The organism is Ruegeria sp. BH8 (assembly GCF_056538065.1).
Genome location: NZ_JBQFSP010000031.1, coordinates 1 through 12,072, shown reverse-complemented (window position 1 = coordinate 12,072; position 12,072 = coordinate 1). Strand labels below are relative to the sequence as shown.

11 protein-coding genes and 1 pseudogene are annotated in these 12,072 nt (G+C 57.5%); all 12 read right to left on the bottom strand.

Features of this window, described 5'->3' with window-relative positions:
* Positions 1 to 191: 191 nt before the first annotated feature.
* On the bottom strand, positions 192 to 968 hold the full coding sequence (locus ACR0AD_RS20690) for a hydroxypyruvate isomerase family protein (protein ID WP_480489454.1): 777 nt from the start codon (positions 966 to 968) through the stop codon (positions 192 to 194).
* Positions 968 to 1,618: a 3-oxo-tetronate 4-phosphate decarboxylase gene (gene otnC / locus ACR0AD_RS20685; protein WP_480489453.1), complete on the bottom strand. Its 651-nt coding sequence runs from the start codon at positions 1,616 to 1,618 to the stop codon at positions 968 to 970. The genes ACR0AD_RS20690 and otnC overlap by 1 nt, the downstream gene beginning before the upstream one ends.
* Entirely contained in the window at positions 1,615 to 2,886 is a 1,272-nt protein-coding gene (gene otnK, locus ACR0AD_RS20680; RefSeq protein ID WP_480489452.1) for a 3-oxo-tetronate kinase, read from the bottom strand. The genes otnC and otnK overlap by 4 nt, the downstream gene beginning before the upstream one ends.
* 1 nt (position 2,887) lies before the next feature.
* On the bottom strand, positions 2,888 to 3,268 hold the full coding sequence (locus ACR0AD_RS20675) for a methylglyoxal synthase (RefSeq protein WP_480489451.1): 381 nt from the start codon (positions 3,266 to 3,268) through the stop codon (positions 2,888 to 2,890).
* A 6-nt stretch (positions 3,269 to 3,274) separates the two neighbouring features.
* Entirely contained in the window at positions 3,275 to 4,177 is a 903-nt protein-coding gene (gene ltnD, locus ACR0AD_RS20670; RefSeq protein WP_480489450.1) for an L-threonate dehydrogenase, read from the bottom strand.
* 107 nt (positions 4,178 to 4,284) lie between these two features.
* Positions 4,285 to 5,211, bottom strand: coding sequence for an alpha/beta fold hydrolase (locus ACR0AD_RS20665; protein ID WP_480489449.1), 927 nt, complete (start codon positions 5,209 to 5,211; stop codon positions 4,285 to 4,287).
* A 140-nt stretch (positions 5,212 to 5,351) separates the two neighbouring features.
* Positions 5,352 to 6,653: a TRAP transporter large permease gene (locus ACR0AD_RS20660; protein ID WP_480489448.1), complete on the bottom strand. Its 1,302-nt coding sequence runs from the start codon at positions 6,651 to 6,653 to the stop codon at positions 5,352 to 5,354.
* Positions 6,650 to 7,162, bottom strand: a complete 513-nt coding sequence (locus ACR0AD_RS20655; RefSeq protein WP_480489447.1) for a TRAP transporter small permease subunit — start codon at positions 7,160 to 7,162, stop codon at positions 6,650 to 6,652. Before ACR0AD_RS20655 ends, ACR0AD_RS20660 begins: the two co-directional genes overlap by 4 nt.
* Before the next feature lie 73 nt (positions 7,163 to 7,235).
* Positions 7,236 to 8,279, bottom strand: a complete 1,044-nt coding sequence (gene dctP, locus ACR0AD_RS20650) for a TRAP transporter substrate-binding protein DctP (protein WP_480489446.1) — start codon at positions 8,277 to 8,279, stop codon at positions 7,236 to 7,238.
* A gap of 82 nt (positions 8,280 to 8,361) precedes the next feature.
* Complete coding sequence (locus tag ACR0AD_RS20645; RefSeq protein WP_480489445.1) at positions 8,362 to 9,126, bottom strand: glucose 1-dehydrogenase; 765 nt, start codon at positions 9,124 to 9,126, stop codon at positions 8,362 to 8,364.
* A 177-nt stretch (positions 9,127 to 9,303) separates the two neighbouring features.
* A complete protein-coding gene (locus ACR0AD_RS20640; RefSeq protein WP_480489444.1) occupies positions 9,304 to 10,227 on the bottom strand; it encodes a LysR substrate-binding domain-containing protein in 924 nt (307 codons plus the stop codon).
* A gap of 463 nt (positions 10,228 to 10,690) precedes the next feature.
* A pseudogene (locus tag ACR0AD_RS20635) lies at positions 10,691 to 11,715 on the bottom strand (IS110 family RNA-guided transposase).
* Between the last annotated feature and the right edge of the window lie 357 nt (positions 11,716 to 12,072).

Here is a 12,072-nt window from a genome sequence, read left to right as displayed (position 1 = left end):
GAATGGTTCTTCCGTTTCGACATCTCTGATCTCCTCTTCGTCGAAGATCAGCAAACAACAAATCGTAGCTTACGTCAGTGTCCGAAATTCAGGGGGGTAGCTCACTTTGCAACAGATCCGTTTGAAGCGACCACGGCATCATGAAATGGCGGTGTGCTTTGACCAAGTCTGTCTCATTTCTGAACACAGTTCTAGCCTCCCAACTTCCTACGAAGATTCTCAATCCAAACTAGGCCGTCATCCGTAGTTGCCATTGGCATATATTCGCAACCGACCCAACCGGCCCATCCAACCCGATCCAGAAACGAAAGAAGGTACCCATAATCGATTTCGCCGGATCCGGGCTCGTGGCGGTCTGGAACACTGGCTATTTGGATATGTCCGATCAGAGGCAAAAGTGCAGACAAACGCCGCGACAAATCACCTTCCATGATCTGCACATGGTAGCAGTCGAACATCAATTTGAGGTTTGATGCCCCAACCTCCTCGATGATCCTTATTGCGTGGCTTGTGGTCTTAAGAAAGTACCCTGGGGCGTCGTATCGATTCAGAGGCTCGATTAGTATTGTTAAGTCGTGGACGCGTGCCATCGCCGCTGCATAGCGTAGGTTGTCCACAAAAGTGGCGTTCGCGGTCGGCCCGTTCGCATTGCCAGCCATAACGTGGACATACGCTGCCCCGATCGCTGTCGCGTACTCTATTGCCTGATCTATCAAGACACGGGCTTCACCTTCTCGGCCGGGCAGTGCCGAAAGACCGTTTTCGCCCCTTGAGCTATCACCCCGCCCTGTGTTCTGGCTGAGCATTCGCAACCCGGTTTGATCCAGGGCTTTGACGACCTCAGCAACGGGCGTCTCGTATGGCCAGTGGCATTCCACCGCGTCGAAGCCCACAGCGCCTGCCGCGCGGATCGCTTCGGGCAGGGGCAATTCTTTCCAGAGAAAACCGAGATTGGCCGAAAACCTCATCATTCGTCCCACTCCACATCAAATCGCTCGGTTACGTCGCCTATCTGTGAAGGGGTCAGCAAGGTTGGGTTTGCATCGCGCAGCAGCAACGCGAGCTTTGCTGTTTCCTCCAGTTCTTCGATGGCGAAACAAGCGGATTCGACAGTCTTGCCGGCAACGACAGGGCCATGGGAGGCCAACATCACCGCTGAACGTTTTCCGGCCAATCCCCGTACCGCCTCCCCCATGGCGGGATCGCCGGGTAGGAAGAAGGGTAGCAGTTTGACCTTGCCCAACTTCATAATCGCATAGGGGGTCAGCGGCGGGAGGAAATTGTCCTCATCTGCATCCGGCATCATCGACAGCGCCACAGAGTGGCAGGCGTGCAGGTGAACCACGGCGCCTGCGGTCGAGCGTGTGTCGTAAAAGGCGCTGTGCAGTGGCATTTCCTTTGTTGGCCGGTCGCCTGAGATGAACCGACCAGCAGCGTCAAACCGGCTGAGGCGACCGGGATCAAGCCGCCCGAAGCTTGTCCCAGTGGGAGAGACCAACAGCCCCCCGTCCGGCGTACGGGAAGATATGTTGCCGGTGTTGCCACCGGTTAGACCGCGATCAAACATTGACTTGGCCAACTCGCAGATCCGTTCGCGAAGCGCGCTTTCCCTCGTCATCTTACCTCCAGCTTTTCCAGGGCCTCGGAAAAGAACCTTTCGGTTCCAAAATTGCCTGATTTCAGGGTAAGCGCGATCTGATGGCCGTCTGAATGGCCATAACACCAAGGCACGCCGGGTGCGATCTCTGCCCCGACGCTGAGGCAATCGAGGCCAAGCGCCCTGGTCACGGCGCCGGAGGTTTCACCCCCTGCCACGACAAATCGCCGGACACCGGTCTGCCGCGCCGTGAAGGCGCAGGCGGCAAGTGCCTCTTCAATGATCTCGCCAGCTCTAGCGATTCCAAGCCTTTTCTGGGCGCGTTTCACGCTTTCGGGTTCGGCCGTTGCGTAGATGATCGGGGCGCGGTCGAATGGTTGCTTCTGTACCCAGTCGTGCACGGACGCTACGCCGACTTCTGCCAATTCCAGCGGATCGAGCCTTAAACTTGGGGCACCCGTGCGGGTGTAATCGGCAACCTGCCTGTTGGTCATGGCTGAGCAACTGCCCGATAGAATGATGGCAGCAGGGTCGAGCGGCGGGGCTTCGGATACCGGCGCATTGGCTGCCAAAACCCTGTCTTCCAGGTAGAGGCCAGGCAGCGGCATCGCCAGCGCACTGCCCCCCGTCAACAGCGGCATGTCGCGGCACGCTTTCGCGATAACGTCGAGGTCAGAACTGGCCACCGCGTCTATGACGACATGCGCGACACCCTCGGCTTTCAGGGCATCCAGTTCTGTCCGCAGGGCGCAGGGGCCTTGCTCAACAATGAGCCTGTCCGACAGGCCGACGCGGCGCGTGACCTGCGGCTGCAGCAGCCGCATCAGGTTACTGTCGCGCATCGGTGTCAGCGGGTGATCTTTCATCGGACTTTCAGACAACGGTTGTCGACCGACAAACAGATTACCCATGAATATCGAGCGCCCGTTTTCGGGAAACGCAGGGCAATAGATTGTCTGGCGCGCACCCAAGTCGTCCATAAGAGCTTCGGCGACCGGCCCGATATTGCCTTTGGGCGTGCTGTCGAATGTGGAACAGTACTTCCAGAAAAACCGCTTAGCACCTGAGTCCTGCAGCCACCGCAACGCCGCGCGCGCCTCCGCCACCGCCTTGTCCACCGGCGCAGTGCGGGATTTGAGCGCGACGATTTCAAAGGGCGCTGGACAGGCGGCGGCCTCTGCCGGAACGCCGATCCGCAAGGAAACCCGAACACCGCTGCGGGCCAATAGGGCCGCAAGATCTGTCGCCCCGGTAAAGTCGTCGGCAATGCAACCCAAAACCGTCGTCATGTTAGGTTTCCTTGTCAATCAGCACCCGCAAAACGGCGTCGGCCGACGCTTCGTTTACGGCCAATGCCGTGTCGTAAAGAATTGCGAGGCGAAGAAGGGATTTCACGTCCACGTCGTGCGGCACCGCTGTCATCGGATCGATGAAGAATATCAGGGCATCCAGATTTCTCTCGGCGATCATGGCACCGAGCTGAGCGTCGCCGCCCAGAGGGCCGCTCAGCAGCCGCTCCGGGTTCAAACCGGTTTCCGCGTTTATGCGGCCCCCGGTTGTGCCGGTCGCAAGGAGTTGAAAGCTGTGCAGCAAGCCTACATTCTGCTGCGCCCATTTCACGATAGAATCCTTCATCGCATCGTGGGCAACAAGGGCAATACGAGCGGCCATGGGCGATCACGCTTCGCCCGGAAGCGTTAAGCCGGCATTGCGGGCATAGACCTTGGCTACAGCCGCGTCGTCCTCCCCTCCGAACCCCATCCCAGTGGCGGCCACAAACTGCTGCAACGCCGCGGCCGTAATTGGGGCGCTGAACCGCGCGGTCTTTGCAATGTCCAGAACGATACCCAGGTCTTTGGGCCAGATGTTGACGGATGAGCGCGGGCTGTAATCCCCCTCCACGATATGAGGGGCCCGGTTCTCGAACATCCAACTCGTCCCGGCACATTTTGAGATCACGTCCAATGTCTGGCCCGGCTCGATCCCTTGGGTCTTGCCAAAGGTGATTGCCTCGGCCATCGCCGCGATGTGTACGCCCGCCAGCAGTTGATTGACCGCCTTCATAGCCGATCCACGGCCTGGCTCTGCCCCCAGATCGAACACCGTCTCTGCCATGGCATCCAGGGCCGCCTGCGCCGCTTCGAAAGCTGCGGGCGGCCCGGACGCCATGATCGTCAACTGCCCATCTGCCGCTTTTACCGCCCCCCCCGAAATGGGTGCGTCCAGGTAAAGGACGCCCCGGGCCATGCATTGCACGGCCATTTCGCGGGCAAAGTCAGGGGGGACCGTCGCACAGGATATAACACAGGAGCCCGGCGCCATGTGCTGGACAATCCCGGCGTCACCGAACAGCACGGCCTTCGTCTGATGGGCGTTCAGAACCACGATCGCAGCAATGTCCAAAACTGGTGCGACCGAGGGTATGGAACCGCGCTTGCCGCCTTCGCCAATGAGCTTTTCGACCCGGTCCGGCGCAACGTCAAAGCCCCATGTGGAGTGGCCGGCCCGCAACGCGGATTGCGCCATACCAAAGCCCATGGACCCCAGGCCAACAACGGCGATATTCTTTGCTTTCGTCATTCATACCTCCAAGACGGGGTTCGGACTATGCGCATCGTCGCCGGATCGCCCAGGCCTGCGACCCAAGGGGCTGGGCAGCGCCGAGCAGTGCGCGTGTTTACTGTCGCTCAGGTCGCAGCTTCGACCTTGTCGGCGAAGAAGGTCCTGATATTCGCCGCAGCCTGGGTGGGAACTTCGGCATGTACGAAGTGGCCCGCTTCTGCGAACTCAATCGTGAAGTTGCTGAAATATTCACCCAACCGGTCGCTCCAGTCCGGGCGGATAAGTGGATCGCGCCTTCCCCACATGAAATGGGTGGGAACGTCGATGACCGGCGGCATCGGCAGTTTCTCTTCGACCCACAAACGCCGGTTCTTTGCCGAGCTGACATACCAGTCGAATCCGCCCTGGATATTGTCGTTCTTCATGAAATTGTCTGTGTAGATCTCGATCAGATCCTTGAAGACTGCTGGATTGTCGCCCGACCAGTGATTAAGGAAATGCGACATATAGATCTTGCAGGCCTCCCGCGATTGACCGACCAGGTCCGCAGCCCAGGGCATCTGCTGAAAATACTGGTACCAGACTTCGGTCAGATGGTCGGGTTGCGCATAGCGTTTACCCAAACCCGGATACGGCGTGCAGAAAAAAAACAGCCCGGAAAGCATCTCGGAGAAATTATGGCCAAAAGCCTGGGCGACATAGGCCCCCAAATCGCCCCCAACTAGACCGAACTTGGATATCCCAAGGCTTTCTACGAGACCCTTGATGTCGCGTGCATGCACATCTGCACCGGCATTGTCGTCCGGACCCGGCTGTGCCTTGCCGGTGTCTCCGCAGCCTCTCAGATCAGGAACGATGACATCGAAATCGTCGGCCAGCAGATTGATGATTGGTCGAAATACCATCCAGAACTCGGGCCAGCCATGCAGAAGTACAAGCGGAAATCCCTTGCCCTTACGGGCGTAGAACATGCGTATCCCATTTGTTTCAACACGGTTGAATGAAATGCCGTCATCCGCGCACTCTGCCATTGCCTTTTCCAAAGCATTCATGCTTGTAGCTCCTTTTTCGCAGTAAGGTTTTCGAAGGATGCAGATCATCCCTCTGATCATTTTCGGTCTTGGGCGCATGGCGCGCCAATACTGATTTCGTGTTATTCCAGAGGTGCTGCCTCTGCTGTGAAACGCCTTTCTTAATTCAGCAATCGTTCTGGAAGCCAAAGCGCTATGGCCGGGAACCTGAGCACGATCAGCAAGGTGAGCAGTTGCAGCCCGATGAACGGCAGCACGCCGACATACATGTCAGTCGTCTTGATATCCCCCGAGGCAATTGCCCTGAGATAGAAAATCGCTGGCGCGAGTGGTGGTGTCAGATAGCTGGTCTGCATCGTGATCAGAAAAAGGATGCAGAACCACTCCGGTGAAAATCCTGACTGAGTGATGACGGGAACAAAAATCGGTAAAAGGATCAGCGCAATTGAGATCCAGTCGAGAACAAATCCCAGAAGAAATCCCATGAAGAGGACGGCCAGAAGAACGCCCCAAGGCCCCAGGCTCAGACTGGCGATGATATCGGTCGACATCTTCAGACCACCCGTTGCGATGAATGCGCCCGTGAAAATCGAGCCCGCCAGAATGATGATCATGATCATAGCGGTGACTTTGACAGTCTGGATCACGGCCGCCCGCAACGCGGAAAGCGTGAATGTTCCATACAGCATGCTAAGAAGTACCGTCCCAAGCGCACCGACCGCACCGGCTTCCGAAGGGGCTGCAACGCCACCAATAATCGAGCCAAGTACGATGATGACTAGAATGATCGGCGGCACCAGCGCCCCAGCGGTCATTCTAACCTTTTCCATGAATGGCGTCGCCTCAACGTGCTCGCGCGGGGCAAATTCCGGTTTCAACACCGCAATGGCAATCGTGTAAGTTAGGAAAAAGAACGCCATCATCAGGCCGGGGAACAGTATGCCTGCCATGAGGTCCCCGACAGAGACGTTGGCGATCGGCCCAAGAACGACGACAATGATAGATGGCGGGATGATAGTTCCGAGCGAACCACCCGCACAAATCGATCCGGATATCAGCGACTTGTTGTATCCCTTTTTGAGCATGGCCGGTACGGCAAGCAGGCCGACAACAGCCTCTGTCGCGCCCACGATACCGCTTGTCGCGGCAAAGACGATACACATTGTGATAGTCGTGATGGCCAGGCCGCCGGGCACCTTCGCCGTCCAGACATGAATGGCCGAGAACAGACGCTCCGCGATGCGCGCCTCGGCCAGCATCGAGCCCATGAACACAAACAACACGATCGCCGAGAACACGAAGTTAGTCGTCACTTCACCGACTTTATCGACCAGTTGGAACGCCACGGCCGGTCCGAATGCGGCATAGCCGAAGGCAACCGCCGTACCCACCATCGCAAACGCAATCGGAACGCCAAAGCCGATCATCACGAACAGGCATGCAAACATGAGAAGCGGGGTCATTGTATTCGCTCTTCTTCGTTGGGGTTAAGGTTGAGCGTAATCCGGCCCTTGCGCACGATTTCCGAAAGCACCTGAATGCCCAGCAGCGCAAACGACAGAACGTAGATAAGCCGGAACGGCCAGACCAGTGGATTCCAGGAAGATTGCCCCGTCAGTTCCCCCGTTGTCCAAGCTCGGGCCATATGATGAAACAGAGCAGGCAGAATGAGGTAAAGAAACGGGCAGAGAACGACGACAAGAAAGAATAGATCGACGGCCGCCCGTAAGCGCGCGGGCAGGGTGTTGTAAAGTATGTCGACCCGCATATTGGCGTCGTGGCGCAGCACCATCGCGAAGGCCAACAGATAGTTTGCCGCCGTCAACATGTATGAAAGCTCGTAAGACCATGTCGTTGGCGCAGCGAGCACGTAGCGGCAAAAGACCTCAAAGCACATGATCGCAACGAGTGGCACAAGCAACCACGCGGCAATCTGGCCGAACAATTCTGATAGGGTATCGAGGGTTTTCATTGAACCAGCACCTGATCGTTGAATTCAGGCGACCACGACATGCGCGCGGCCGCCGTCCTTTTGAAGAACCCGGTCAATCGATCGCGAAATCGCGATAGCGCTTGGCGCTCGCCCAGTTCTGTCGGAAGGCCGATTGGCTTTCGTAGATCGTCGCGAACCAGCCGTTCGACGCTGCCTGTTCATCGGCCCAGCCGCGCGAGATTTCCTGGACGCGGCCCTGGACTTCCGGTGTCAGCGTGATGATCTCGTTGCCGCTCTGTTCAAACTCCTGGAACGCGGCGATGTCGTCATACCCCAGCTGCGACCACGAGGTGAACAGATTGAGCGTTGCTGCTTTTTCCAGGATCACTTGCTGATGATCGCTCAGCCTGTTCCACGCTTCCTGATTGAAAATCACTTCGAACCCGGAGGCTGGCTGGTGGATACCTGGTACGATCACGTATTTGGCAATTTTCTGGAACCCGGCTGACACGTTGGTGGCCGGTGTGGACCACTCCGTCGCGTCGATCACCCCGCGCTCCAGCATCGGGTAGACGTCCGACCCTGCGGCGGTAACCGGCGCAGCACCAAGTTGCTCGGACATCTCAAGCCAGGCCCCTGCGGTGCGGAATTTGAGACCGGCCATGTCTTTGAGCGACTCGATAGGCTTGTTGGAATGCAGAAAAATCTCAGCTGGCGACAGGTAAGCCGGGAACGACACGACGTCGAATTCCTGCGCCCTGAATTCGCGTTGCAACGCCCGCCCTCCGCCGGCATTTAGCCACTGCAGCATCTGAACATCGTTCATCCCGGCGGGGTACCCTGAAAACAAGACCGTCGCCTTGTTGCGGCCCCAGTCATACCCCATCCAGTTAAATCCAACCTCGCTCACGCCGTTGCTGACCGTGTCAGTAACGGTAGCGGCACCGCCGAGCGTACCGGCCGGAAATACCTCAATGTTGATCTCTCCGTCGCTCAACTCCCGGACCTTTTCCGCATAGGTTAGCGCAAACTCATAATGTGGCCCACCCGTGGTGAAGTGGGCCATCTTCCAATTCAACTGATCCGCAAACGCCGCACCGCCCAGGCTAAGAGCGGCGCTGATCGTAGCGGCTGCAATCGTGATTTGAGCTTTCATCTTATTCTCCTCCCTTTGGATACAAGCGCGCCCTAACCGTCCTCCTGTGGAGAAGGCGCGCAAATTTTGTATGTTGATCGGGTTATCGCCCGCCTGCTGCCGCCACGATCGCCCCCGTGACGTAAGAGGCCTGATCACTGGCGAGCCACAAAACGACATCGGCGATTTCAGCGGATGTGCCAGGCCGACCCATTGGTGTGGACGCGGCAAGCCGCGCCGCGCGCCCGGCATCGCCAGCAGCAGCGTGAAGCTCGGTGTCGATAAAGCCCGGTGCGACCGCGTTGACTCGAATGCCCTCCGGCGCAACTTCGCGGGCAAGCCCAAGCGTCAGGGTGTCCAATGCTCCCTTGGATGCTGCGTAATGCACCCATTCTCCGGCCCCGCCATACTGCGACGCGCGCGAAGATACGTTGATGATGGCGCCCCCAGGTCCGCCCGTCTCGGTCGACATTTGGCGCACCGCCTCGCGCGAGCAGAGGAACGCCCCGACCACATTGACCGACATCGTGTCGTGCAGCGTTTGCGCTGTTACGTCTCTGACCTTGGAGAACCCACCGGTTACGCCGCCGTTATTTACAAGGACCGAAACGCGCCCGAACACCTCCTTCGTTCTGGAGAACAATGCGACTACATCCTCTTCCCGTGAAACATCGCAGGCAACACTGATCGACTCGAAACCGTTCTCGGTCAGCTCCGCTACAACCGCTTCGGCCTGCTGCGCGCCCGATGCATAGGTCACGACAACCCGATAGCCTTCGTAAGCCGCTTTGCGGGCGATCTCCGCACCGATCCCACGCGACCCGCCGGTGATGATCATCACTTTGTTTGCTGCTTGAGCACCCGTCATTCTTTTCCCCCCACGACAACCTGATGCTTTTGGCATCCTGTGTGAGACAGGCTAGGGGATCATATCGGAAACCGTCCAATACGGTCTCGATACTTTTTTAGACGGTTTGAATATGGTGTCAGGAGGTGCCGGAGAGATTGGCGCGTAGCGTCCAGGATGGCACCTAGTCTGCCATGCTCACGCGGTGCTCGAAGACCAAATCTTCCGTTCATGCTCACAGGCTGTCAGGAAATTGGTCAGCGAAGGAGAGAAACCACCGGGGCGCCAGACGAGCGAAAGTTCGGTGCTGAGCGAGGGTGAATTGATCTCGACGAAAACCAGCCCGTTGCGCGGTTGAGCTGCGACTGAACGCGCCACTAAGGTCAGACCCACACCGGCGGAAACTAGCGTGAGTGCAGTCTGGATGTGCAAGACTTCCTGCACGATTTCCGGTTCGATCCCAGCTGCTTCGCAGGTTCGTAGAATATTGTTAGTGACACTCGGTTTGGGTAGACGCGGATAGAGAATCAGGGGCTGCCCATCAATCGCCGCGAGCGGCACGGAAATCTCCCCCGCGATCGGATGTTGCTCCGGCACAGCAAGAACCAGCGGCTCTGTGACGAGAAGCTTCTGCTCAAATTCGCCAGTATCCGGCAACGAAGGGCGTATCAGCCCGATATCGGCGCGTCGCTCGCGCAGGGCCGCTACGATATCCGGAGCCAACATCTCATTCAGTGAAACTTCGATTTCAGGGTATTTTTGCCTGAACTTATTCAGCACACTCGGAAGCAGCGAATACAAGGCCGAACCGACAAAGGCGACGTTCAACTGCCCGACTTGCCCCCTGCCTATCCGCGCAACGTCTTTCCTAGTCCGATCCGCCAGCAGGATAACTTCCTGTGCATTCTCCAAAAGGAGTTCACCTGCCCGGGTCAATTTAAGGGGGCGGGAGCCGCGCTCCAGTAGAACAGCGCCCAGTTCTTCTTCCAACTGTCGAATTTGCTGGCTGAGTGGCGGTTGCGCCATGTTGAGTCGCTCAGCTGCCCGGGTGAAATTCAACTCCTCGGCCACCGCTATGAAGTACCTTAAATGCCGTAGATCCATCAAAAACTTCTCGCTCAATGTAACAATTCAGAGTTCTGTGAGCGATACTTGAACCGCGACACCGATTGTCTTTGAGGGTAGGGGCGGCGGCCCATCTCTTCAATCATCTTTTGCCGTAAGACCTCTGCGGGTGCTTTCCTTCCGATACATTTTCAGGGGTAAATCATTGCGAATACACAGCTCCCATGCGATCTTTCGCCTATTAGAGGTCGAGTGCGGCAGAGGGTTCAGAAGGTGTTGTCTAATCGCACGGCTCAGATCAAGTTTTTCTTGCACTTTGAAGACCGGTTGCCGGGTGCATGGTTGTCTTCGCGGTCGGCATCTGCCGCCGCATGATGGAGCTTCGCGAGGGGAGCCTTCCAAATGTAGACGACGCACTCAGCTGATCCAGCAGTGCAACACCTTCAGCGGAATGGCTCTGCTCACGTCCCGGCGAGGACGTTAGAGAGTACTCAAAGACCAAATGCGAGCCGTGATACCATCATGCGGCCGGTTGGCCAGTTTGTTCGAAGGGCCTGCCGGTTTTGAGCATGGCATGCATTATGACGGCCAGCTTGCGCGCAACGGCAACTGCCGCGCGCTTGAAACCGATCTTTTCACGGAGGTTGAGGCCCCAAACCCGCAGGTCACAATCGACTGAGCTGCGGGTCAGGATGACAGTGGCCGCCTCATATAGAAGCCCTCGCAAATGACGGTCACCGCGTCGGGATATGTGACCCTCATAATCGACTTCTCCGGACTGAAAGCGTCGAGGTGTTAACCCAAGCCATGCGCCGACCGAGCGTGACTTTCGAAAGTTACTCGGCTCTTCAATTGCAGTGACGAAGGAGGTTGCTGTGATGGTGCCGACGCCAGGGATCGACATGAGAATTCACAGGCCTGGCTTTGGCGCGCCATAGCAGCCAGCCGCCGAGTGAGATCCGCGGCACGGATGCGCACGCTGCTCCAAGTTTCCAGTATTGGAAAAACAACGGCGGTGAGTTCGTCCTGATCTGAAAGAAGTTCCCTGACATTGCTTTCGAAGCGGCTTCCCTTTCCCGCGCGAACAATCAACCCAAATGTCTTCATGATGCCCCGGATCTGGTTCGAAAGCTCAACAGAAATCCTGACCAACCGGGTGCGCACCGCTACAAGTGTGCGGGTCAGCATGCTGCCGAACCCTTTTACCCGCACCTCGCGAAAGAACCCGACTTCCGCAAGATGTGCCAAACCGTCAGCGTCATTCGCGTCAGTCTTGTTGGCTGCCATGTCGAGCGCTGCCTTGGCATGTCGGGCATCAATGCAAATCGCTGAAAGCCCCATGGTTGTCAGTGCATGGAAGAACCAAACCGACAGTGGACCGGTTTCGAACACGACGCGCTCCGCAGCTGGCGCACGCTTCCGGATAAGATCGACAATGGTCTTAGGATCAGAGGCGCATTTCCCGCGCCAGACACGTTTGCCATCACGTCGGATTGAAACTGCCGTCTCTATAAGTGACACATCGAGACCGATATACTCTTTCATGGCTGTTCTCCTATGATGCTTGGGCCCGGCGTACAGTCGTGAGCCCGTACTGTCATCCTATCGGGGAACAGCCACTCTCCAATGCGGAGGCTAAACTTCGGGGCGACTCGCTCCCGCGATTACCCCATGTAGACGCCCCCGCTGGCCTCGATGTGCCATTGTGGGTTTGCAAACAACCTGAATGGAGGCGTCTATGGAACAGATTAGCGTGGTTGGCCTGGATTTGGCGAAGAATGTGTTCCAGGTGCACGGAGCGGATAGAACAGGGGTATTGCCAAGTTGTTCACCTGACTTGACCGGGTTATCAGCGGGTCATGAACATTCCGACCAACATGCCGCGCCTGAAGGGGTTCCGCT

Bases quoted from the DNA above. Each gene is read 5' to 3' on its own strand.
- ACR0AD_RS20690 (WP_480489454.1), bottom strand. From the start codon at position 968: ATGAGGTTTTCGGCCAATCTCGGTTTTCTCTGGAAAGAATTGCCCCTG.
- otnC (WP_480489453.1), bottom strand. From the start codon at position 1,618: ATGACGAGGGAAAGCGCGCTTCGCGAACGGATCTGCGAGTTGGCCAAG.
- otnK (WP_480489452.1), bottom strand. From the start codon at position 2,886: ATGACGACGGTTTTGGGTTGCATTGCCGACGACTTTACCGGGGCGACA.
- ACR0AD_RS20675 (WP_480489451.1), bottom strand. From the start codon at position 3,268: ATGGCCGCTCGTATTGCCCTTGTTGCCCACGATGCGATGAAGGATTCT.
- ltnD (WP_480489450.1), bottom strand. From the start codon at position 4,177: ATGACGAAAGCAAAGAATATCGCCGTTGTTGGCCTGGGGTCCATGGGC.
- ACR0AD_RS20665 (WP_480489449.1), bottom strand. From the start codon at position 5,211: ATGAATGCTTTGGAAAAGGCAATGGCAGAGTGCGCGGATGACGGCATT.
- ACR0AD_RS20660 (WP_480489448.1), bottom strand. From the start codon at position 6,653: ATGACCCCGCTTCTCATGTTTGCATGCCTGTTCGTGATGATCGGCTTT.
- ACR0AD_RS20655 (WP_480489447.1), bottom strand. From the start codon at position 7,162: ATGAAAACCCTCGATACCCTATCAGAATTGTTCGGCCAGATTGCCGCG.
- dctP (WP_480489446.1), bottom strand. From the start codon at position 8,279: ATGAAAGCTCAAATCACGATTGCAGCCGCTACGATCAGCGCCGCTCTT.
- ACR0AD_RS20645 (WP_480489445.1), bottom strand. From the start codon at position 9,126: ATGACGGGTGCTCAAGCAGCAAACAAAGTGATGATCATCACCGGCGGG.